General features: G+C 61.1%; 21 protein-coding genes and 1 other RNA gene. 9 read left to right on the top strand and 13 right to left on the bottom strand.

Going from position 1 to position 20,445, the window contains the following annotated elements; translation table 11 throughout:
- Positions 1 to 335: 335 nt before the first annotated feature.
- A complete protein-coding gene (gene ppx / locus K6T12_RS09975) occupies positions 336 to 1,850 on the bottom strand; it encodes an exopolyphosphatase (protein WP_222221993.1) in 1,515 nt (504 codons plus the stop codon).
- 284 nt (positions 1,851 to 2,134) lie between these two features.
- On the opposite strand from ppx, the gene trxA reads away from it, so the two are divergent.
- The 4 genes from trxA (at position 2,135) to K6T12_RS09955 (ending at position 6,585) form a co-directional block, all read left to right on the top strand.
- Positions 2,135 to 2,461 carry a thioredoxin TrxA gene (gene trxA, locus K6T12_RS09970; protein ID WP_222221991.1) on the top strand — a complete coding sequence of 109 codons (327 nt, stop codon included), beginning with the start codon at positions 2,135 to 2,137 and terminating at the stop codon, positions 2,459 to 2,461.
- A 225-nt stretch (positions 2,462 to 2,686) separates the two neighbouring features.
- Positions 2,687 to 3,946, top strand: a complete 1,260-nt coding sequence (gene rho, locus K6T12_RS09965) for a transcription termination factor Rho (protein ID WP_222221989.1) — start codon at positions 2,687 to 2,689, stop codon at positions 3,944 to 3,946.
- 139 nt (positions 3,947 to 4,085) lie between these two features.
- Positions 4,086 to 5,567, top strand: coding sequence for a 4-hydroxy-3-polyprenylbenzoate decarboxylase (gene ubiD, locus K6T12_RS09960; RefSeq protein ID WP_222221987.1), 1,482 nt, complete (start codon positions 4,086 to 4,088; stop codon positions 5,565 to 5,567).
- Complete coding sequence (locus K6T12_RS09955; protein ID WP_222221985.1) at positions 5,560 to 6,585, top strand: 2Fe-2S iron-sulfur cluster-binding protein; 1,026 nt, start codon at positions 5,560 to 5,562, stop codon at positions 6,583 to 6,585. The genes ubiD and K6T12_RS09955 overlap by 8 nt, the downstream gene beginning before the upstream one ends.
- 146 nt (positions 6,586 to 6,731) lie before the next feature.
- On the opposite strand, the gene nfsB is transcribed toward K6T12_RS09955, so the two are convergent.
- Positions 6,732 to 7,385 (bottom strand): oxygen-insensitive NAD(P)H nitroreductase, encoded by a 654-nt coding sequence (gene nfsB, locus K6T12_RS09950; protein WP_222221983.1) that lies wholly within the window; start codon positions 7,383 to 7,385, stop codon positions 6,732 to 6,734.
- Positions 7,386 to 7,430: 45 nt separating this feature from the next.
- Positions 7,431 to 8,537, bottom strand: a complete 1,107-nt coding sequence (locus tag K6T12_RS09945) for an alkene reductase (RefSeq protein WP_222221981.1) — start codon at positions 8,535 to 8,537, stop codon at positions 7,431 to 7,433.
- A 130-nt stretch (positions 8,538 to 8,667) separates the two neighbouring features.
- On the opposite strand from K6T12_RS09945, the gene K6T12_RS09940 reads away from it, so the two are divergent.
- Positions 8,668 to 9,567 carry a LysR family transcriptional regulator gene (locus tag K6T12_RS09940; RefSeq protein ID WP_222221979.1) on the top strand — a complete coding sequence of 300 codons (900 nt, stop codon included), beginning with the start codon at positions 8,668 to 8,670 and terminating at the stop codon, positions 9,565 to 9,567.
- 143 nt (positions 9,568 to 9,710) lie between these two features.
- Here the strand turns inward: K6T12_RS09940 and K6T12_RS09935 are convergent, their stop codons facing one another.
- From K6T12_RS09935 to hemC, 5 genes are all read right to left on the bottom strand, one after another.
- Positions 9,711 to 9,908: a hypothetical protein gene (locus K6T12_RS09935; RefSeq protein WP_222221977.1), complete on the bottom strand. Its 198-nt coding sequence runs from the start codon at positions 9,906 to 9,908 to the stop codon at positions 9,711 to 9,713.
- Between the two features lie 373 nt (positions 9,909 to 10,281).
- Positions 10,282 to 11,526 carry a heme biosynthesis HemY N-terminal domain-containing protein gene (locus tag K6T12_RS09930; protein ID WP_222221975.1) on the bottom strand — a complete coding sequence of 415 codons (1,245 nt, stop codon included), beginning with the start codon at positions 11,524 to 11,526 and terminating at the stop codon, positions 10,282 to 10,284.
- Between the two features lies 1 nt (position 11,527).
- Positions 11,528 to 12,784 carry a uroporphyrinogen-III C-methyltransferase gene (locus tag K6T12_RS09925; protein ID WP_222221973.1) on the bottom strand — a complete coding sequence of 419 codons (1,257 nt, stop codon included), beginning with the start codon at positions 12,782 to 12,784 and terminating at the stop codon, positions 11,528 to 11,530.
- On the bottom strand, positions 12,781 to 13,569 hold the full coding sequence (locus K6T12_RS09920) for a uroporphyrinogen-III synthase (protein WP_222221971.1): 789 nt from the start codon (positions 13,567 to 13,569) through the stop codon (positions 12,781 to 12,783). The genes K6T12_RS09925 and K6T12_RS09920 overlap by 4 nt, the downstream gene beginning before the upstream one ends.
- Positions 13,562 to 14,506, bottom strand: coding sequence for a hydroxymethylbilane synthase (hemC, locus tag K6T12_RS09915; protein ID WP_222221969.1), 945 nt, complete (start codon positions 14,504 to 14,506; stop codon positions 13,562 to 13,564). The genes K6T12_RS09920 and hemC overlap by 8 nt, the downstream gene beginning before the upstream one ends.
- 163 nt (positions 14,507 to 14,669) lie before the next feature.
- Between hemC and argH the strand changes: the two genes are divergently transcribed.
- Entirely contained in the window at positions 14,670 to 16,070 is a 1,401-nt protein-coding gene (gene argH / locus K6T12_RS09910) for an argininosuccinate lyase (RefSeq protein WP_222221967.1), read from the top strand.
- Positions 16,071 to 16,161: 91 nt separating this feature from the next.
- On the opposite strand, the gene K6T12_RS09905 is transcribed toward argH, so the two are convergent.
- Complete coding sequence (locus tag K6T12_RS09905; protein WP_255611651.1) at positions 16,162 to 16,677, bottom strand: glycine cleavage system protein R; 516 nt, start codon at positions 16,675 to 16,677, stop codon at positions 16,162 to 16,164.
- An 87-nt stretch (positions 16,678 to 16,764) separates the two neighbouring features.
- On the opposite strand from K6T12_RS09905, the gene K6T12_RS09900 reads away from it, so the two are divergent.
- Together K6T12_RS09900 and K6T12_RS09895 are read left to right on the top strand one after the other, a co-directional pair.
- Positions 16,765 to 17,694: an AEC family transporter gene (locus K6T12_RS09900; protein ID WP_222221965.1), complete on the top strand. Its 930-nt coding sequence runs from the start codon at positions 16,765 to 16,767 to the stop codon at positions 17,692 to 17,694.
- Between the two features lie 295 nt (positions 17,695 to 17,989).
- Positions 17,990 to 18,175, top strand: a complete 186-nt coding sequence (locus K6T12_RS09895) for a hypothetical protein (protein ID WP_222221963.1) — start codon at positions 17,990 to 17,992, stop codon at positions 18,173 to 18,175.
- On the opposite strand, the gene K6T12_RS09890 is transcribed toward K6T12_RS09895, so the two are convergent.
- The 4 genes from K6T12_RS09890 to K6T12_RS09875 all read right to left on the bottom strand — a co-directional run bounded on the left by K6T12_RS09890 (position 18,176) and on the right by K6T12_RS09875 (position 19,701).
- Positions 18,176 to 18,769: a 5-formyltetrahydrofolate cyclo-ligase gene (locus K6T12_RS09890; protein ID WP_222221961.1), complete on the bottom strand. Its 594-nt coding sequence runs from the start codon at positions 18,767 to 18,769 to the stop codon at positions 18,176 to 18,178.
- Positions 18,770 to 18,865: 96 nt separating this feature from the next.
- Positions 18,866 to 19,044: non-coding RNA, 6S RNA (ssrS, locus tag K6T12_RS09885), on the bottom strand.
- Positions 19,045 to 19,180: 136 nt separating this feature from the next.
- A complete protein-coding gene (locus K6T12_RS09880) occupies positions 19,181 to 19,495 on the bottom strand; it encodes a cell division protein ZapA (protein ID WP_222221959.1) in 315 nt (104 codons plus the stop codon).
- The gene (locus K6T12_RS09875) at positions 19,492 to 19,701 is read right to left on the bottom strand and encodes a TIGR02449 family protein (protein WP_222221957.1); all 210 of its coding nucleotides are present in this window, start codon (positions 19,699 to 19,701) and stop codon (positions 19,492 to 19,494) included. The genes K6T12_RS09880 and K6T12_RS09875 overlap by 4 nt, the downstream gene beginning before the upstream one ends.
- A 147-nt stretch (positions 19,702 to 19,848) precedes the next feature.
- Between K6T12_RS09875 and K6T12_RS09870 the strand changes: the two genes are divergently transcribed.
- Positions 19,849 to 20,445 carry a UPF0149 family protein gene (locus K6T12_RS09870; RefSeq protein ID WP_222221955.1) on the top strand — a complete coding sequence of 199 codons (597 nt, stop codon included), beginning with the start codon at positions 19,849 to 19,851 and terminating at the stop codon, positions 20,443 to 20,445.

Here is a 20,445-nt window from a genome sequence, read left to right as displayed (position 1 = left end):
CGCTCAGAGTCGGCGTAGACAGGGGTGCCAGCGGCAAGCTTATGGCTAACGTAGAAATTTCCTAACAAGCAGCGAAGAAACAAGAAAATGCCAGTCAGTTGGCTTAACTGACTGGCATTACGCAATTGCGGGGTTTTTTTGTTATGTGCTGTTGAGTGGGCAGTTGAGGGTTTGCCGTGGCTTGTTCGGTGTAGAACGTAGGTTGGGCTGAGCTTGTGAAACCCGGCATCTGTTGGCGTGTTCCTATCTTCGCCTTGGGGCTTGGTTGACCCGCTATTCGCAAGTTGTTTCGCTCATCCACTGAGCCTGTTCAGGCAGGGCTGCGAAAGCAACCCTCAGCTCACCTGCAGCTGGTAATCGATATTGGCCAATAGCTGCTGCTCGACCTCCATGTCGGCCAGCGTCAGCGGGTGGTTCTCCAGCCAGCCATCCGGGAAACGCAGGGTCAGTTGGCGTTCCTCGGCTTCGATCGAAAAGGCGGGTGGCCGGTTGATGCTGCGATTACGGTGCAGGATCACCGCCAGACGCAGCAGGATACAGAGTTGGCGGTAGGGTTCCTGTAGCCGTTTGGGCAGCTGCTTGAACTCCTCCTTCGGGAACTTGCGCCGATGGCCGCGTGCCAGGGTGCCGAGCAGCAGTTGATCCAGGTTGGTGAACCCGGGCAGGTCGGAGTGGGCCAGCAGGTAAGCGCTGTGCTTGTGGTACTGCGAGTTGGAGATGGTCAGGCCGATCTCGTGGGTGCGGGCCGCCCAGCTGAGCATGTCGTGATAGCTCTCGTGCTCCAGTTGCCAGTCCTTCTTGGCCTGGGCCAGCGCCAGCAGGGCGGTGGTCTCGACCCGGTTGGCCTGGGCGATATCGACATGATAGCGCTGCATCAGCGCGCTGATGGTGCGTTCGCGAACATCCTCGTGGCGCAGTCGGCCGGCCATCTCATACAGCAGGCCTTCGCGCAGGGCGCCGTCGGAGAAGCTCATCTGGTCGATATCCAGGGTCTGGAAGATGGCGCTCAGAATGGCGATGCCGGCCGGCAGCACGGCGCACCGTTCCGGCTTGATCGTATCGATATCGATCTCATCGGTATGGTCGTATTGCAGGATCTTGTCGCGCAGCGCCTGCAGGGCCTGGGCCGTGATCATGTCATTACTCAGGCCCAGTGCAGTACAGGCGTTGTTGATCGCCTTGACGGTGCCGGATGAGCCGACATTGCTGGTCCAGCCCAACTGTTTATAGCGTCCGCGAATACTCTGCAGTTCCTGCATCGCGGCGGTTTCGGCGGCCTTGAAACGGGATTTGCTGATCTTGCCGTCGGCGAAGAACTGCTGGGTGTAGCTGACGCAGCCGATATGCAGGCTTTCAAGTTCCAGCGCCTCGAAGCGCTCGCCGATAATGCATTCGGTGCTGCCGCCACCGATATCGACCACCAGGCGGCGGCCATGATTGTCCGGTTGGCTGTGGGAGACGCCGAGAAAGATCAGGCGGGCTTCCTCGCGGCCGGAGATGATCTCCAGTGACACGCCGAGGATCCGCTCGACCTGCTCGCAGATCTCCTGGCTGTTGCGCGCTTCGCGCAACGCATTGGTGCCGGTGATGCGAACTGCGTCGCGGGGCAGGTCCTGGATCCGCTGGGCAAATCGTGACAGGCAGTCGAAGGCCCGCTGCTGGGCGTCCTCGTCGAGCATCTTGTCGGCATTCAGGCCGGCGGCCAGTTGGACTTTCTCGGACATCACTTCAACCGGCTTCAGTTCGCCCTGTTCAAGCCGCGCCACGACCATGTGAAAACTGTTGGAGCCAAGATCGATCGCCGCCAGCAACTGGCCGGGAGCGACTGCGGGCTGTTCCGCATTTTGCATCTGTTGGTGTCCTCGTACTGCCCGACCTGGGCCGGGAACTCTGCCTGACGGTCCAGATTAACCGTCGACTGTTGCAAAATTGCGAACGGTGGAGGTCGCGGTGCTTTTGCGTCCAGCCATGCGGTTGTCTATCGACGGTATAACCCCATGGAATACGGGCTCAAAGGTTACCAGATCTGGCCGCGCCACGCAGTCGAGACGGAACTTGCTTACACAAAATTCCTCTACAGTGTTATTATCGCCCGTCTGAGTGAATAGCACCCAGTGCTTGGAGAGAGAATCCCATGAGCGAAAACATCGTAAATGTGACCGACGCCAGCTTCGAGGAAGATGTGCTGAAAGCGGAAGGCGCGGTTCTGGTGGACTACTGGGCCGAGTGGTGTGGCCCCTGCAAGATGATCGCACCGGTCCTGGATGAAATTGCCAAGGAATATGCCGGCCAGCTGAAAGTCTGCAAATTGAACATCGACGAAAACAACGAAACTCCGCCGAAATTCGGTATCCGCGGCATTCCGACGCTGATGCTGTTCAAGGGCGGCAACGTTGAGGCCACCAAAGTGGGTGCCCTGTCCAAATCGCAGCTGACCGCTTTCATCGAAGCTAATCTGTGAGGACGCCAGGAAGGAATGCCGACGGCATGCTGGCTGATGCATTTCTTCCTTTAAATTCTTGGCTTTTTAATAGACACCTGTGGCACTACCGATTATAGTGATTGAAGTCTCAGGTAGCCTTCCAGGCGCAGGCCTCAGTGCTGCCTTTTCCCGTTCGAATTCAATTCCTGAAATCTCCCGAACTTCCATCCAATAATTATCCCTGGGCGGACGCCCGATCCGAATATGAATCTTACCGAATTAAAACAAAAGAGCGTTCCCGAGCTTTTGGAAATTGCCAAAGACATGGGAATGGACAACCTGGCGCGTTCACGCAAACAGGACGTTATCTTCGCAATTCTGAAACGCCACGCAAAAAGTGGTGAAGACATCTATGGTGACGGGGTGCTGGAGATCCTGCAGGACGGTTTCGGCTTCCTGCGCTCTGCCGGTTCTTCATACCTGGCGGGCCCTGACGATATCTACGTGTCACCCAGCCAGATCCGGCGTTTCAACCTGCGTACCGGTGACACCATTTCCGGTAAGATTCGTCCGCCGAAAGAGGGCGAGCGTTATTTCGCGCTGTTGAAAGTCAACGAGATCAACTACGACAAGCCGGAAAACGCCAAGAACAAGATACTGTTCGAGAACCTGACGCCGCTGTTCGCTCAGAACCGGCTGCGGATGGAGATCGGTAACGGCAGTACCGAAGATCTGACCGCCCGGGTAATCGACCTGGTTTGCCCGATGGGTAAAGGCCAGCGCGCGCTGATCGTGTCGCCGCCGAAGGCCGGTAAGACGCTGATGCTGCAGAACATCGCCAACAGCATCACCCGTAACAACCCGGAAACCTACCTGATCGTACTGCTGATCGACGAGCGCCCGGAGGAGGTGACCGAGATGCAGCGTACCGTGCGCGGCGAAGTGGTGGCTTCCACCTTCGACGAGCCGCCGTCACGCCACGTCCAGGTTGCCGAGATGGTGCTGGAGAAAGCCAAGCGCCTGACCGAACACAAGAAGGACGTGGTGATCCTGCTGGACTCCATCACCCGTCTGGCACGTGCCTACAACACCGTAATCCCGTCTTCCGGCAAGGTATTGACCGGTGGTGTCGACGCCCACGCGCTGGAGCGTCCGAAGCGTTTCTTCGGTGCGGCCCGTAACATCGAGGAGGGCGGCAGTCTGACCATCATCGCCACCGCGCTGGTCGATACCGGCTCCAAGATGGACGAGGTTATCTTCGAGGAGTTCAAGGGTACCGGTAACTCCGAGGTTCACCTGGACCGCAAGGTGGCCGAGAAGCGGGTATTCCCGGCGATCAACATCCGTCGCTCCGGTACTCGCCGCGAAGACCTGCTGACCACCGAAGAAGAGCTGCAGCGTATGTGGATTCTGCGCAAGCTGCTCGACCCGATGGAAGACAGTGCCGCGACCGAGTTCGTGATCGACAAGCTGAAGGACTTCAAGACCAACGAAGAGTTCTTCCTGTCGATGAAACGCAAGTAAGCGTTTTTCGCCTGAACAAGGGTGAGCATCAGCTTGCCCTTTTTTATGCCGGAAACCCGCCGCTGAAAGCGATTTTTTGCCGTCTTGTGGTTCTCTCGTCGCTTGAAGCTTACGGCTAGGAGCTTAGGGCTAGTTATCGATGTCGACACCCAAATACAAAGACCTGCGCGACTTTATCCAGATGCTGGAAGCGCGCGGCGAGCTGAAACGGATCAAGCAGGAGATCGATCCGGTCCTCGAGATGACCGAGATCTGCGACCGTACCCTGCGCGCCGGCGGCCCGGCGCTGCTGTTCGAAAACCCCAAGGGCTATGACTACCCGGTGCTGGGCAACCTGTTCGGCACGCCGGAGCGGGTGGCGCTGGGGATGGGCGAGGAGAGCGTCGAGGCACTGCGCGAGGTCGGCAAGGTACTGGCCCAGCTGAAAGAGCCGGAACCGCCCAAAGGGATGAAGGATGCCTGGCAGAAGCTGCCGGTGTTCAAGCAGGTGCTGAACATGGGGCCCAAGGTGGTCAAGTCGGCACCCTGCCAGGAGCATGTCATCGAAGGCGAGGCGGTGGATCTGAGCAAGCTGCCGATCCAGACCTGCTGGCCGGGCGATGCCGGTCCGCTGGTGACCTGGCCGTTGGTGGTGACCCGCGGGCCGAACAAGCCGCGTCAGAACCTGGGTATCTATCGCCAGCAGCTGATCGGCCGCAACAAGCTGATCATGCGCTGGCTGGCGCACCGTGGTGGTGCTCTCGATTTCCGCGAGTGGAAGGAGCAGCATCCCGGCGAGCCCTTCCCGGTGGCGGTGGCGCTCGGCGCCGATCCGGCCACCATCCTCGGCGCGGTAACGCCGGTGCCGGATACCCTGTCGGAATACGCCTTCGCCGGCCTGCTGCGCGGCGGCAAGACCGAAGTGGTCAACTGTCTCGGTAGCGATCTGCAGGTGCCGGCCAGTGCCGAGTTCATCCTCGAAGGCTATATCGATCCCGAGGAGATGGCGGACGAGGGGCCGTTCGGCGACCACACCGGCTACTACAATGAGGTTGACCGCTTCCCGGTATTTACCGTCGAGCGGATTACTCACCGCAGCCGGCCGATTTACCACAGCACCTATACCGGCCGGCCGCCGGATGAGCCGGCGATCCTCGGCGTGGCGCTGAACGAGGTGTTCGTGCCGATCCTGCAGAAGCAGTTCCCGGAGATCGTCGATTTCTACCTGCCGCCGGAGGGTTGCTCCTACCGGATGGCGGTGGTGACCATGAAGAAGCAGTATCCCGGTCATGCCAAGCGGATCATGCTCGGGGTCTGGTCGTTCCTGCGCCAGTTCATGTACACCAAGTTCGTTATCGTCTGCGACGACGACGTCAATGCCCGCGACTGGAACGACGTGATCTGGGCGATCACCACCCGGATGGACCCGAGCCGGGATACGGTGATGATCGACAATACGCCGATCGACTACCTGGATTTCGCTTCGCCGGTATCGGGGCTGGGCTCCAAGATGGGGATGGATGCCACCAACAAGTGGCCCGGCGAGACCGACCGCGAGTGGGGCGAGCCGATCAAGATGGACGAGGCGGTCAAGACGCGCGTCGACCAGCTGTGGGATGAGCTGGGCATACTGAATGATTGAGAGGACGCTGATCCTCGAAGGCACCGGCCGCAGCCTGCGGCTCGGTGCCGGTGAGACCCTGCTGGACGGGCTGGAGCGCAACGGTTACCGGATGCGCCGCAGCTGTCGCAACGGGGTCTGTGAAATCTGTCAAATAACGCTGCTTGAGGGTGAAGTCGTGCAGCGTTATCCCGCAGCGACGCTGCAGGGGCCGACAGCCGATGTGCTGGCCTGTACGGCGACTGCGTTGAGCGACCTGCGGGTGGAAATAGAGGGACTGAGAATGCCCGGAGTTCTGGCTGTGAAAAAACTGACCTGTGATATTAGCGCGATCGAAAAACTGAACCATGATGTCTACCGGGTGCGGCTGCACCTGCCGGCCACCGGCAGCCTGGCGACCGAGTTCTACGCCGGCCAGTATCTGGATATTGTGTTGCCGGATGGCAAGCAGGCCTCCTTCTCGATCGGCAGCGCGCCGGAGATGGGCCGCGAACTGGAGCTGCATATCCGTCATATCCCGGACAGCGCGATGTCCACCGCGATCGTCGAGCACCTGCTGAACCAGCCCAGTGTGCAGATCGAACTGCCCAAGGGCGACTGCTACCTGAAAGCTACCGAGGTGGCGGCCGATACCCGGCTGATCCTGGCGGCAGCCAGCACCGGCTTCGCCCAGGTGAAAAGCATCGTCGAGCACCTGCTGGCCAACCAGCACAGCAATCCGATCCATATCTACTGGGCGGTACGCAGTGCCGATGATTTCTATCTCGACAAACTGCCGGAGCAGTGGGCGCGAGAGCATACCCATGTGATGATGCACCATGTGGTGTCCGAGCCGGACGGCAGTCCGGACTGGGCCGGCCGTACCGGCCTGATCACCGAAGCGATCCTGGAGGATTTCAGCGATTTCGATGATGTCGAGGTGATCGCCTCCGGTTCGCCGGGCATGGTCTACGCGCTGCTGGATGCGCTGGAGGCCAAGGGCTTGAAACAGGAGCAGATGAAGTCCGATGTGTTCGCCTACGCACCACGCCCCAAGTAATCCATCTTCTACCAGAAAAAACGGCAGCCCTTGAGCTGCCGTTTTTTTGCGTTCATGCAGCAGCGCGCTCCGCGTGCGACCGCTTCCGCACCGGCTGCAGACTGGGCATTACGGACCGCTTGCCGCTTTCCGCTTCAGGCCGTTGGTTAGAGCAGGCTGATCACCTGTTCTTCCGGCAGCCGGGATTTGGGCAGTTGGGCATTGAAGTCATCCGGGTGACGGTAGCCCAACGCGACCAGTGCGACACTGGTCAGGCTGCGTTCTCCTAATCCCAGCTCCCTGTCGAGGATCGACCGGTCGAACCCTTCGATCGGGCAGGCGTCGACCTCCAATGCCGCCGCACCCAGCAGCAGCGTGCCCAGTGCCAGGTAAACCTGTTTCTCCATCCAGTGCTGGGCATCTTTCAGTTCCAAACGGTGCAGATTGACGAAATAGGTGCGGCCGTTGTGCTGGCCCTGGCGGGCATCGTCGTTGGCAAAACGGCCGTCCTGCTGCTCCTGGGTCAACAGCGTCTGCAGGTGATCATCATCGATCGAGGTGCGGGCGCAGAACACCACCACATGGGAGGCGTCCAGTACCTTGGCCTGGTTGAAGGCGTAGCTGTCACTGGTCGCTTTGGCAACCGTCTGTTTGCCCTCCGCGCTGCCGGCAACGACGAAGTGCCAGGGCTGGGAGTTGGTGGATGACGGGCTGAAGCGCAACAGATGACGGACCTGCTCGATCACCGGTTCGGCAATTCGGCGCTGCGGGTCGAAGCGCTTGGTGGTGTAGCGACGCTGTACGAGTGCACTGAGGTTCATCAAGGGTCTCTCCGGATGAGGTCGTTAAATAGGCTCAAAATAGGCTCAGCCTGGTTGCTGGCTGAAGGTCGGATAGCTGCTGTAGCCCTGTCGGCTGCCGCCGAACAGGCTGTCGGGATCGAATGCTGCCAGTGGCCAGTCGTTGGCGAAGCGGCTCGGCAGGTCCGGGTTGGCAATGAATGGCCGGCCAAAGGCCACCAGGTCGGCCAGGCCGTCGGCAATGATCGTCTCGGCCCGCTGGCGGTCGTAACCGCCGGCCACGATCAGCGCGCCACTGAAACGCTGCCGCAATGCCTGACGGAATTTCCGCGGTATTTCGGGAGCGTCGTCCCAGTCCGCCTCGGCCAGGTGCAGGTAGGCGATCTCGCGCTGCTCGAGACGGCTGGCGGCCTCCAGGATAGTGCCGATGATTTGAGGGCAGTTCATGCCGCGGGCGGTGATATAGGGCGCCAGCCGTACGCCGGTGCGTTGGCCGCCAACCTCCGCCGCCACCGCTTCGGTCACCTCTTCCAATAGCCGTAAGCGGTTGTCGAGGCTGCCGCCGTAGGCATCGCTGCGTTGGTTCGAGGTGGTGCGCAGGAACTGGTCGATCAGGTAGCCGTTGGCGGCGTGAATCTCCACGCCGTCGAAACCGGCCCGGATCGCATTGGCGGCAGCCTGGCGGAAATCGTCGACGATGGCGCCGATCTCATCGATCGTCAGCGCCCGTGGCGTTGGGCAATCCAGCATTCGGCCATGGCCGTTGGCATCCGTCACCCACACCTGGGCGTTGGGATTCAGTGCCGAGGGGGCAACCGGCCGCTGGCCACCGTGGAAGCTGCTGTGTGACATCCGGCCGACATGCCAGAGTTGCAGGAAGATTTTGCCGCCGGCAGCATGCACCGCTTCGGTAACCAATCGCCAACCGCCGACTTGGGCGTCGCTGTAAATCCCCGGCGTCAGGCTGTAGCCCTGTCCCTGCCGGGAGATCTGGCTCGCTTCGCTGATAAGCAGGCCGGCACCCGCGCGCTGGGCATAATATTCCGCCATCATCGCATTGGCGATATCGCCCGGCTGGTTGGTGCGGCAGCGGGTCATGGGCGCCATCACCATCCGGTTGTTGAGCGCTAGCTGGCCAAGCATGAATGGGCTCAGTAGGTGGGGGCTGTGCATCAGTGGTACTCCTGGTGGCAGTGGATTTTGAGGGGGCTGCCTCGTCGATAGCGGGTGAACTGATGTTATTTGTAGCGAATACTTTGAAAAACCAGTTGAATTAGAAATTAATTTCAAAAATCATTTGAAGATGCGCTTCATTAAAGATCTGGAACTGTTTGTCCACACCGCTGAAACCGGCAGCCTGTCAGCTGCAGCGCGGCTGCTGGATCTGACCCCGGCTGCAGCCAGTGCGGCTCTGAAACGGTTGGAGGCCGAACTGGATACGCCGCTGGTGGTGCGTTCCACCCGCAGCCTGCGGCTGACCCACGAGGGCGAGTTGTTCCTGCGTCACTGCCGCCAGGCGTTGCAGTTGCTGGCCGATGGCAAGGAAGCGGTGCAGACCGGCCGGGCGCTGGTCAGAGGGGTGTTGCAGGTCTCGGTGCCGTCCGATTTCGGCCGCAACCTGCTGTTGCCCTGGCTGGACCGGTTTCAGGCGCAATACCCGGAGGTGCGTGTGCGGCTGCAGTTGTCTGACCGTATCGCCGATATCTATCGTCAGCCGGTGGATATCGCATTGCGTTACGGGGCGCCCGCCGATTCCAGTTTTATCGCATTGCCGTTGGCGCCAGCCAATCATCGGGTGCTCTGCGCCGCGCCGGCCTATCTAGCGCGGGCCGGGACGCCAACATCGCCGGCACAGTTGGCCGACCACAACTGTCTCTGCTTTATGCTGGGCGAGCAGACCCATGACCGCTGGCGCTTCAGCGACGGCGAGCGGCAGCTGTCGGTGATTGTGAACGGCGACCGGCTTGCCGATGACGGCGATGCGGTGCGGCGTTGGGCGCTGGCGGGACGCGGGATCGCCTACAAATCGTTGCTGGATGTGGTTGAGGATCTGCGTAGCGGCCGGCTGGTGCGGCTTTGCACCGACTGGCAGGGGGAGGCGGCGCCGCTCAACCTGATCTGTCCCGACCGGCGCCAGTTGAACCCGGCGGTGCAGGCGTTGCGGGAATTTCTGGCGGCGCAATGTGAGGCTCTGTTACGTTAGCTCAGGTCGGCAGGGCGATGGGGAGCGAATAACCTTCATCTCTGCGGATAGCTGTAATCTTGCAAATGGCGAAACCAAAGGGCCGCGGCTGCGCGCGGCCCGATCTTGGTTCATTCTGGTCGCTGTAGGTGCACAATGAAGGCTCAATGAGCATCGTTCCAGTCTGCCTCCCAGTTGTGCCGGTAGTCATCCCCATGGCGCTTGTCCGTGGTCTGGGCGTCCATGGCGTTCATGGCCAGCCAGTGCAGTGCTGGCGTGTTGTAGGTTGGCTGTTGGCTGCTCGGGGCGCCGGTAAAAGCCAATGCCAGCCCCAGAACAAGAGTTATGGCTGCAGTTTTCATTGATCCTCACCTCGGGTTCTCTGTTGATTCCCTTCCTCATTAGCGAATCTAGATGGTTGCAATGAAACAGAACTGAAAACTGGGCTAGCGGGCTATACCGTTCGGGAATAAGCGACGGGATTGGCTGAGTTCCCCGAAATTGGTGGTTTTTTACGGTTTCTTTATGGTTTTTCGCAATGCGACGTTGCGCTTCGGCCGGGTCGCGGTATCAACTCCCCGGATTCGTCAACCCTGGTGGGGGCATCCTGATCAGGCTGTGTACGATTAATCTGTATAGGCTGCGCTGAGCACTTGCTGTCGATGGTTCCCGCTAAGCCGCGGTGAACCATAAAAAAGGCGCCGCTTGGCGCCTTGTTCGACACTATCAGCTTTATCAGCTCTGGCCGCCGGGCATCGGCAGTGCCGGCAGCTTGTCGGATAGCAGTTGCAGATGTTGTTGCAGGGTGGCTTCGGCGTCTTCGCTATTGCCCATACTGCGCAGCAGGCGGATCAACTCGGCCAGAGTTTCGCGGTTCGGCTCCAGCTCCAGGCTCTGGCGGAAAAAGTCCAGCGCCTTGCCCCAATGCTGGTTACGCAGCGACAGCCGACCCAAGGTCAACAGCAGGGCCGGGCTTTGCGGGTGCCCTTTCAGCCAGCTGCGTGCCTGATCCAACTGCTTGTGGGCGTTGCTGCTGTTGATCCGTCCGTACAGCGTCACCAACCCCTCGTCCCACTCCCGCTTGATCAGGTTTTTCAGGGTCTGCTCCGCCTGGTCGTCGGCACCCAGTTCGATCAGCATCTCGCAGTAACGCTCGACCAGTTGCAGATCGCGGGTCATGTCGGTCGGCATCGACTGCCAGGCTTGGTTCAGCAGAGCCAGCCGTTGCTCGTCCGGCGTTTCGACGGCGACGTTGCCGAGGCTGCTCTCCAGTCGGTTCAGGTGGCAGGTGCGGGTCAGCTCCAGCATCGCATCATTGCGCAGTACCTGCTGCTTGCGCAGGTCCGGCAGCAGGCTGGACAGTGATTGCCAGTCCTTCAGCTGGATGTAGACATCCTTCAGCAGCTTCATCACGTAGGTGTTGCGCGGCGCCAGCCGACGCAACTGCAGCAGCATCGCCAGGCAGGGCTCCAGCTGGCCGCGGGCCAGTTGGATCTGGGCCTGGGTGATGCCGACCGCGAGATCGGCGTTGGGCGTGCTCTGGCGGGCTTTCTGCAGCAGCTCGTCGGCGGCCTGGTCGTCGCCCTGCTCATGAGCGGCGCGGGCGGCGGCCAGGTAGTTGACCAATGCCAGGTCGGAGCGTTCGGCGGCGGAGCCGAGCTGGCGCTGCGCTTTCTGCCAGTCGCCGGCGGACAGTGCCAACAGCCCCTGCAGGGTTTTGTGCCGGGCGATACGCTGGCGGCGCTGCTCACGCCAGCCGCGCAGTTTGCCGGTCGGCAGGCGGGTGTTGAACGCCAGGTTGAGCAGCCAGTGCAGCAGCAGGAAGCCGGCCAGTACGATCAGCAACAGCATCCACAAGCTGGTCTCGACGGTGGTCTGATCGTAGGCGATCAGCACGTAGCCGGAATCCTGCACCATCTTCTGGCCCAGCCAGGCGCCGACGAACAGTACCAGTATCAGCAGTGCAAACAGTTTTTTCATATCAGGCGGCTCCCTTCTGCTTCAGCTCGGTCATCCGCTGCAGATACTCTTTCAGGCTGCCCAGCGAGCCGCTGATATCCGGCAGTTCCGGTGCAACCTGGACCGGCTTGAGTTCGCGCACGCCGCGCAGCAGTGCCTGGGTGGTGCCGTCGTCCGCTTCGAAGTAGGTGCTGATCCACTGCTCGGCCTTGTTCAGGGCACTGTCGTAGGCCGGTTGCTTACGCTGTAGCAGGGCCAGTTGGGCCTGCTCCAGCATCAGGTGCAGGTTTTGCTGCAGGTAGTAGGTCTGGTCCGGCGATAGCAGCGGCTCGACCGGCTCATCACGGTGCTGGATCACCACCAGTTTGCCGAGTTTATCCATCGCGCTGGCCCAGGCCTCTTTCAGGCCGCTGGCCCAGGAGGCTTCGACCGTTTCCGGGTTGATCTGCTCGAGCATCTCGGGCAGCTGGTGCTGGTCGTTGACCGGGGTGACACGCAGGGCGTCGACCTGGTGGTTCATGGCGTCCAGCTTCAGGAACAGCCCCTCGGTATCGATCGACGGTACCGCTTCCAGTGCGGCGATGTCGGCGGCCAATGCCTTGCGGACATCATAGATGGTCACGTCGTCGGTCTCGGCCAGGATCTTGTCGGCCGATTTCAGCAGCTGCAGTGCGCCGGACGGGGTGTTTTCCATCAGGATCCGCTGGTTGGCCAGCCGCAGCAGGTACTCCACTTCAGCCAGCAGCCAGTCCTTGCGATTGTTGTGCTGAGTGGCGGTGACCTGCTGGATGGCGCTGGTCAGCCGCTGCTGCAGCTCATCGATATGGCGCTGATCGGAATCGGCGCGGGCTTTGAGTGCGCCCAGCTGGCTGTTCATGTTGGAGATATTCTGGTTCAGGTCGCTGCGGGCGCCGCTGATGGTGGTTTCCACCTTACCGTTGATCTCGGCGCGCAGCAGCGCGTTCTGCTGGCTCTGCTGCAGGTTCAGCCAATACAGGTAGCCGGAAGCGCCCAGCGCGGCCAGTGACAGCACCAACGCCAGTTTGCCGGGCCAGCCTGCGGTCGGTTTGGCGGCGACCGGTGCGGCGCTTTCCGCAGTGGCCGTGGCGGCTGAAGAATTTTGTTCGGTCGCTTGTTCGGTCGTTTGCTCAGCGGTTTCCGGTGCTTTCGAATCACCGCTTTGCTCACTATCCGGGCTGGCGTCGGCGGCCGGGGCCTGTGGCGCCTGTTGAATTTCCTGGTTGTCGGCGGAGCTGTTGTTATCGTCTTTTTTCTTCATGAGTCGCTGTCCAAGTCCAAATCAGGGGCGAGTGCCTGAATCATTGCGCGGTCGTCCGGGCCCTGTGCAACCCGCACCTGCCGCCAACCGAGTTGTTCTGCCTTTAGGGCAATACGCTGGCTGGGCACCACCAGCTGGGCCGACTGCAACGGCTGCAGCCACTGTGCCGCCAGCGAGGATAGATTGTCCAGTCCCTCGCCGCTGGTGGCCAATACCGCGTCGGGGGTAGGTAGCAGTGCCTGTTGCAGTTCGCTGTCGCTGTAACGCGGGCAGCGGCGCCGGTACAGATCGGCATAGTCGACCCGGGCGCCACGTTCACGCAGGGTCACGGCCAGTTTCTCGCGGCCGTCGGCGCCCCGCATGATCAAAATCTTCTCGCCGCTGACATCGTGCAGCAGGTTGGATTCCAGCAGGGCTTCCGAATCGTAACCCGCCGTGCTGTGAAAGGCTGTAATGCCATGGTCGGCCAGGGTTTCGGCGGTGCGTTGTCCGATCGCCAGCCAGTTGATCCGCAACGGCAGTTGCGGCCAGTACTGGTCGATCCATTCTGCGCCGAGCCGGGCGGCATTGGCACTGACAAATATCACGCTGTGATAGAGGTCGAGATCGAGCACGCAGCATTTGGCCCGCAGGTATTCGGGCGTACCCTCGTCGACCGGCTGGATCTCCAGGCACGGCAACAGTACCGGATCGGCGCCCAATGCGCGCAGCCGCTCGGCCTGCCCCTGCGCCTGGTGGGCGGGGCGGGTGACCAGGATCCGTTGGCCGTGCAGCGGATTAGTCATCGGCCTGATCGTAGACCGCTTTGAGGATTTCGCCGGCACCGACGGCCAGCAGGCGTTCGGCCAGCTCGATACCGAGCCGCTCGCCGTCCTGCGGCTTGCCGCTGATCTCGTCGCGCAACACCAGCGAGCCGTCCGGCCGGGCCACCAGGCCGCGCAGGCGCAGTTCGCTGTGGTCGTCGTTCAGGGTGGCGTAGCAGGCGATCGGCACCTGGCAGCCGCCTTCCAGGCGGCGGTTCATGGCGCGTTCGGCCTGAACCCGCCAGGCGGTCGGCTGGTGGTGCAGCGGTTGCAGCAGGGCGATCACATCGGCGTCGTCGCTGCGGCATTCGATGCCGACCGCGCCCTGGCCGCCGGCCGGCAGGCTGAATTCGGGCGCCAACTCTTCGCAGATCCGCTCGGCCAGCTCCAGTCGCACCAGGCCGGCGGTGGCCAGGATAATGGCGTCATATTCGCCGTCATCCAGCTTTTTCAGCCGGGTCTGCACGTTGCCGCGCAGCCATTTGATCTGCAGGTCGGGGCGCTTTTCGCGCAACTGGGCTTCGCGGCGCAGCGAGGAGGTGCCGACTACCGCGCCAGCCGGCAGGTCGGCCAGCCGCTGGTAGGTGTTGGAGACGAAGGCGTCGGTCGGCTTTTCGCGCGGACAGATCACCGCCAGCCCCAGCCCGGCCGGGAACTCCATCGGCACATCTTTCATCGAGTGCACGGCGATATCCGCCTCGCCTTCCAGCAGCGCGGTCTCCAGCTCCTTGACGAACAGCCCCTTGCCGCCGACCTTGGCCAGCGGGGTGTCGAGGATCTTGTCGCCCCGTGAGGTCATCGGTACCAGCTGGACTTCCAGCCCGGGGTGATGCTTCTCCAGCTCCGCTTTGACATATTCCGCCTGCCAGAGGGCCAGTAGGCTTTTCCGGGTGGCGATTCGGATGGTCTTGGTGCTCATCGCATGATCCTGTAGCTACCGCACTTGGGCGGGAAAAACGAAATGGCCAGATTGTAGCAGATTGCTCGGCCGGCCTTAAAAGTTCGCCGGTCCATCATGTTATACTGTGGCGCAATTTGTTGACCGAGCACAGCACTTCGTTGTGTCAGTAGAGGATTCTTCCATGAGCGATAAAACCAACCAGCAGTGGGGCGGTCGTTTCAATGAACCGACCGACGCTTTTGTAGCCCGGTTCACCGCCTCCGTTGAGTTCGACCAGCGGATGTACCTGCAGGATATCCGTGGCTCGATTGCCCACGCCAAGATGCTGGCCGCCGCCGGCGTGCTGACCGAGCAGGAGCGGGACGATATTCTGCGCGGTCTGGAAGAGATCCGTATCGAGATCGAGCGGGGCGAATTCGAATGGTCGGTGGCTCTGGAAGATGTGCACATGAACATCGAGGCGGCGCTGACCAAGAAGATCGGTATCACCGGTAAGAAGCTGCACACCGGCCGCTCCCGCAACGACCAGGTGGCCACCGATATCCGCCTCTACCTGCGCGACGAGATCGACCTGGTGCTGGCCGAGATCAGCCGCCTGCAGCAGGGTTTGCTGCAGATCGCCGAGCGCGAAGCCGACACCATCATGCCGGGCTTCACCCACCTGCAGACCGCCCAGCCGGTCACTTTCGGCCACCACCTGATGGCCTGGTTCGAGATGCTGAGCCGCGACTACGGTCGCTTCGTCGACTGCCGCGAGCGGGTCAACGTGATGCCGCTGGGCGCCGCGGCGCTGGCCGGTACCACCTATCCGATCCAGCGCGAGCTGACCTGCCAACTGCTGGGCTTCAACGCGCCGGCCGAGAACTCGCTGGACGCGGTGTCCGATCGCGACTTCGCGATCGAATTCTGTTCCGCCGCCAGCCTGCTGCTGATGCACATGACCCGGATGTCCGAGGAGCTGGTGCTCTGGACCTCGGCGCAGTTCGATTTCATCAACCTGCCGGACCGCTTCTGCACCGGTTCGTCGATCATGCCGCAGAAGAAGAACCCGGATGTGCCGGAACTGGTACGCGGCAAGTCCGGCCGGGTCTACGGTCATCTGGTCAGCCTGCTGACGCTGATGAAGTCCCAGCCGCTGGCGTACAACAAGGACAACCAGGAGGACAAGGAGCCGCTGTTCGACACCATCGACACCGTCAAGGGGTGCCTGCGCGCCTTCGCCGACATGGTGCCGGCGCTGGAGTCCAACAAGGGCAATATGCGGGAGGCGGCACTGCGCGGTTTCGCCACCGCTACGGACCTGGCCGATTACCTGGTGCGTAAGGGCGTAGCTTTCCGTGATGCCCACGAAATCGTCGGCAAGTCCGTGGCCTACGGTATCGAGCAATCCAAGGATCTGGGCGAGATGAGCCTGGATGAATTGGCCCAGTTCTCCAATGTGATCGAGCGGGATGTGTTCGAAGTGCTGACCCTGGAGGGCTCGGTGGCAGCTCGTGACCATATCGGCGGCACCGCACCGAACCAGGTGCGCGCAGCGGTCAAGCGCGGTCAGGCCAAGCTGGACGCCCGCGGCACCGAATGATTTTTCGAGCTGTCGGCTAGGCAAAAAAAACCGCGCTTTGCAGCGCGGTTTTTTTATTCAGGCTCGCTCGGCGTTTCCTGCCGCTGGACGCTCACCGCTTAAAACTGATATCCACCATCAGGTCGCTGGCGATCGCCTCCAGGGCTTCCTGAAGCTCGTCGAGGTCGGCATCGGTCGGCGCCTGCAGGTCGGCCTGGGCCTTGAACAGTTCTTCAGCCGACATCGAGCCGGACACCAGTTCGGTTGCCAGTCGTTCGACATTGATATGGCGCTGGGCCAGCAGTTGGGAGATTTCACGTACGATGCCCGGCTTGTCGTGGCCAATCAGCTCCAGCGTCAACGCCTGTTGGTTGGCTGCCGCTTCGGGCTCTTCGCCCTGTTCGGCGATCACTTTCAGGCCCTGGCTTTCCAGTGCGCTCAGTGCGTCAATCAGTGCCGCGGATTGCTCGGCAGGCACCTGAACGGTCAAAATACCCGCGAATTTACCGGCCAGGCGGGACATGCCGGACTGCAGCCAGTTGCCGTCATGCTGGGCGACGGTCTGCGACAGCAGTTCTACCAGTCCGGGTTTATCCGGGCCGATCACGGTCAATACCAGAGAAGTCATGATGTTAAGCTCCTGTTTTACATGCGCATTAAATCGGCCGCTGTCCCCTTCGGCCGGTTCGTTGTCATCTCAATTGACTATATCACCATGTTGGCAATAGTCAGCGCCCTTTGGCCGGTATTTGCGCTGGTGCTGCTGGGGTATCTGGCCCGGCGCTGGCGTTTTCCGTCCGCCGACCTCTGGCCGGCGGTGGAACGGGGCACTTACTTTGTGCTCTTTCCGACACTGCTGGTGTATAAGCTGGCGCTGGCCGACCTTGCCGCTGTCCATTGGGCGGGGGTGGGTTTGGCGACGGTGGCGCTGGTTTGCGGCGGAGCGCTGCTCTGCCTGGCGCTGCGTTTTTGGCCGGCGCTGGATGGCGCCGCGTTCAGCTCGCTGTTTCAGGGCGCGATCCGCTTCAATACCTATGTCGGTCTGGCGGCGACCACCGCGCTGTTTGGCGATGCCGGCCTGGCGATCGCGGCGGTGATCATCGCCCTGATGATCCCAATGCTGAATCTGTTCTGCGTGCTGCTGTTCAGCCTGGTCGGGCCGCAACGCCCCGGCTGGCGCGCTATCCTGGGCGCCTTGGTACGTAATCCGCTGATTATCGCCTGTCTGCTGGGCATCGGCCTGAATCTGGCCGGGCTCGGGCTGCCGGCGCCGTTGGCGTCGGTGATGGAGTTGCTCAGCCGGATGGCGCTGCCGCTGGGCTTGTTGGCGGTAGGCGCAGGTTTGAGCGTGCGGGCGTTGCACCAGGCTCGCAGCCGGGTGCTGTTGGCCAGTCTGTTTAAGCTGCTGCTGATGCCGCTGTTGGCGCTGCTGTTGGCCAAGATGTTGTCACTGGCACCGCTGGAAGGGCGGCTGTTGCTGTTGTTTGCCGCATTGCCGACCGCGCCCAGTGCTTATATCCTGGCGCGCCAGATGGGCGGAGATGCGCCGTTGATGGCGGCGATCATCACCGCCCAGACGTTGCTGTCGATGCTGACCCTGCCGTTGGCAATGCAGTGGTTGGGAAGCTGGCTGCCGGTTGTTTGAAAATCATCAGGGGCGGTCTCTAACGGCCACCTGCTTTGTCAGGTGGGCTGGACAGGCCTGCTCATTCCGCTGTGCCGCCTTCCGTACATCTGGCTGTTCTGGAGCCTGCAGAGAACATAAGGGGCTTACGCTGTGCAGGTTTCTCATTTCGATCCGGAAAATCGTCGATTTTCAGCGGTGTTTTTAAGTTATTTTGCAGAAGATGTTAAATTTGTTCGCTAACTTGCCGAAATCACTATGAAATCTGTGTGAAAAAGCTTGCAATATTTTACCGTTTTGAAAAACTAACGGACGTTTGATTAAAGCGGCCGAAGGAGTTCGCCGCTTAACTGCAGTATCTGCGAGCAAAGTAATGAAAAAAGGCCCTGATCTTGTCGTTGTCCTGGTTCTGGTGTTTGTCATCGGTTCAGTGATGACCGGTGTCACCCATGCGGACTTTCAATTCGCCAGCCTGGTCGAACAGGTACTCAATAAAAGCTGATCAGACTGCCGCCAGGTAGTGCTGTTGATCAGTCACGATGCCAGTCAGCGGGATATCCCAGCTGGCGACCGGCAAACTGTCCACTTTTTGTAGCTCATGCGCCAGGCCCAGCAGGGTCGGCCCCCGCATATGTTGCGTGCGGCGGGTATAGGCGAACGTGCGGTCGTAATAACCTCCACCCATGCCCATGCGGCCGCCGTCAGCGTCGAATGCCACCAGTGGCAGCAGTACCAGGTCCAGTGCCCAAGCCGGCCGGCGCGGCGCTTTCACCAGATCCGGTTCCTCGATGCCGTAGCAGTTGCGGGTCATTATGGTGTCGGCGTCATAGGGGGCGAACCAGAGCCGGTTATGTCGCACCGGGTGCAGGATTGGCAGATAAGTTTGCTTACCCATCGCCCAGCAGCGTTCCAACAGGGGGCGCGGGTCTATCTCGCCGTCGGAGGGCAGGTAGAGCGCAATATGTTGGGCGCGGATGAAATAGGACAGCGAGCAGAGGTTACCGAGCAACCGTTGGGCAGCCTGTTTCTGCTGTTGTGGGGTAAGGGCGCGGCGCGCGGCGCGCATCTGACGACGTAGTTGCTGTCGGGCGTCCAATGTCAGCTCCTGATCCGTGATGGAGGCTTAACTATCAGAGAAAGTCTGGTGCCCGGACGGGGTCGCCGGCACTACCGGCATGGTAGCAGTGAAAGGGGACTCCCCGGAAGTGCCGGTGTCGGTATTGGCCCTGAACCCTAAGGTTCAAGGTGGGGGCAACTGAAGCACTTAAGGCTTTCCGTCAAGCGGACATGCGCACCGTACTATCGGGTCACCCCCGGCAAAAAGTTTATCGGCTCGAGGGACTAACCAACTGTCGAACACCCCAGGGAGTCAGCGCCATTATACCGCTTGGCGGACCGATGTCAGGTCTTGAAATTCTGCCTGCATCTGCTAGGGCTACTTTGTAGCTGGTTGTTTTTTAAGCGATTGAAGGCAAGGTGAAAATAATTCACCTCGCCGGAGGAGGTGTCAGTGTTGATCCGGGTCGCCGGGTTTCAGGGAGGCGTCCAGGCGGGCGTTCAGTCTCTGTAGCTGCTGCTGAACCCGGTTCTGCTGCTCGCTGCGTGCCTGCTGCTGTACCAGTTCGTGGCTGATGTTCAGGGCGGCGAGGATGGCGATCCGCTCCAGGCCGACGGTTTTGCCGGCGCCGCGGATCTCGGCCATCTTGCCATTGAGGTAGTCGGCCGCCTGCTTGAGCTCAGCCTCGGAGCCTTCCGGACAGGCGATCATATACTCCTTGCCCAGCAGTGTGACGCTGACGGTACGGGCATCGCGGCCGCTCATGAATGCTGCTCCAGTGACTTGAGGCGTTGGATCATCGCTTCCACCTTGTGGCGGGTCTGGTCGTTGATCTGCAACAGACGGGCGCGTTCTTCGCGCAGCTGGGCTTCGCTGGCCCGCAGGTGCTGATTGTCCTGCTCCAGTTGTTGGCAGCGGGCGAGCAGTCGCTCGATCTGCTGTTCCAGTGCGTCGAAATAGTGCTCCGTCATGATGTACCCCTGTTGCATGTGACAGCGACTATAATCAGCGCCCGAAGCGCGGTCAATCGCGCCCGCTTGTGGCCCGGCCCTGGCCTTATTTGCAACGGCGCTAAATGCTAGGATACAGGGCAAACCCTCTTATAGTTACTGTACGTCATGGCCTCTGAACATATTAGCCCGATTGATTTACCCGATTTTGACCTGATCGCCAACCTGCTGGTGCAGGAGGGTGTCTTCGTGGTGTCGCCGTCCGAACTGCATGGTCTGTTCTGCGGCCACCTGGCTGCCGGTGCCCGGATGGAGCCCGATGCGCTGCTGCGGATCGCCTGTGACCTGATGGATGTCAACTCGCTCAGCCAGGAAAGCAGTAAAGTAGGCCTGCTGGCGCTGTACCAGGCCAGCCTGGCCCAGTTGCAGGCGACGGATTTCAGTTTCCAGCTGTTGCTGCCGGACGATGAGGTCGAATTGGCCCAGCGGGTGCAGATGCTGGCGAACTGGTGCACCGGGTTCCTGAGCGGATTCGGCCTGCATGGCCAGCACAGCGACGCCAGCCTGTCGGCGGAAACCCGCGAAACCCTCAACGACCTGGGCCAGATCGCCCAGATTGCGCTGGATGTCGAGGAAACCGACGAAAACGAGGCCGATCTGATGGAGGTGCAGGAGTATGTCCGTATGGGCTGCCTGATGGTCTTTACCGAGTGCAACGGCGATCGCTCCGATGACGACGCCAAGCCTGAACCGACGGTGCACTGA

This window comes from Marinobacterium arenosum (assembly GCF_019795155.1).
Taxonomy (GTDB): Bacteria; Pseudomonadota; Gammaproteobacteria; order Pseudomonadales; family Balneatricaceae; genus Marinobacterium_C; species Marinobacterium_C arenosum.
This window is presented reverse-complemented; position numbering and strand designations above follow the sequence as displayed.

Excerpts from the sequence above, each read along its gene's own strand:
- ppx (WP_222221993.1), bottom strand. The coding sequence starts at position 1,850 with ATGCAAAATGCGGAACAGCCCGCAGTCGCTCCCGGCCAGTTGCTGGCG.
- K6T12_RS09940 (WP_222221979.1), top strand. The coding sequence starts at position 8,668 with ATGCGCTTCATTAAAGATCTGGAACTGTTTGTCCACACCGCTGAAACC.
- K6T12_RS09880 (WP_222221959.1), bottom strand. The coding sequence starts at position 19,495 with ATGAGCGGCCGCGATGCCCGTACCGTCAGCGTCACACTGCTGGGCAAG.
- K6T12_RS09935 (WP_222221977.1), bottom strand. The coding sequence starts at position 9,908 with ATGAAAACTGCAGCCATAACTCTTGTTCTGGGGCTGGCATTGGCTTTT.
- K6T12_RS09870 (WP_222221955.1), top strand. The coding sequence starts at position 19,849 with ATGGCCTCTGAACATATTAGCCCGATTGATTTACCCGATTTTGACCTG.
- trxA (WP_222221991.1), top strand. The coding sequence starts at position 2,135 with ATGAGCGAAAACATCGTAAATGTGACCGACGCCAGCTTCGAGGAAGAT.
- ubiD (WP_222221987.1), top strand. The coding sequence starts at position 4,086 with ATGTCGACACCCAAATACAAAGACCTGCGCGACTTTATCCAGATGCTG.
- K6T12_RS09925 (WP_222221973.1), bottom strand. The coding sequence starts at position 12,784 with ATGAAGAAAAAAGACGATAACAACAGCTCCGCCGACAACCAGGAAATT.
- K6T12_RS09900 (WP_222221965.1), top strand. The coding sequence starts at position 16,765 with ATGTTGGCAATAGTCAGCGCCCTTTGGCCGGTATTTGCGCTGGTGCTG.
- rho (WP_222221989.1), top strand. The coding sequence starts at position 2,687 with ATGAATCTTACCGAATTAAAACAAAAGAGCGTTCCCGAGCTTTTGGAA.
- K6T12_RS09955 (WP_222221985.1), top strand. The coding sequence starts at position 5,560 with ATGATTGAGAGGACGCTGATCCTCGAAGGCACCGGCCGCAGCCTGCGG.
- K6T12_RS09905 (WP_255611651.1), bottom strand. The coding sequence starts at position 16,677 with ATGACTTCTCTGGTATTGACCGTGATCGGCCCGGATAAACCCGGACTG.
- argH (WP_222221967.1), top strand. The coding sequence starts at position 14,670 with ATGAGCGATAAAACCAACCAGCAGTGGGGCGGTCGTTTCAATGAACCG.
- K6T12_RS09920 (WP_222221971.1), bottom strand. The coding sequence starts at position 13,569 with ATGACTAATCCGCTGCACGGCCAACGGATCCTGGTCACCCGCCCCGCC.
- K6T12_RS09945 (WP_222221981.1), bottom strand. The coding sequence starts at position 8,537 with ATGCACAGCCCCCACCTACTGAGCCCATTCATGCTTGGCCAGCTAGCG.
- K6T12_RS09930 (WP_222221975.1), bottom strand. The coding sequence starts at position 11,526 with ATGAAAAAACTGTTTGCACTGCTGATACTGGTACTGTTCGTCGGCGCC.
- nfsB (WP_222221983.1), bottom strand. The coding sequence starts at position 7,385 with ATGAACCTCAGTGCACTCGTACAGCGTCGCTACACCACCAAGCGCTTC.
- hemC (WP_222221969.1), bottom strand. The coding sequence starts at position 14,506 with ATGAGCACCAAGACCATCCGAATCGCCACCCGGAAAAGCCTACTGGCC.
- K6T12_RS09875 (WP_222221957.1), bottom strand. The coding sequence starts at position 19,701 with ATGACGGAGCACTATTTCGACGCACTGGAACAGCAGATCGAGCGACTG.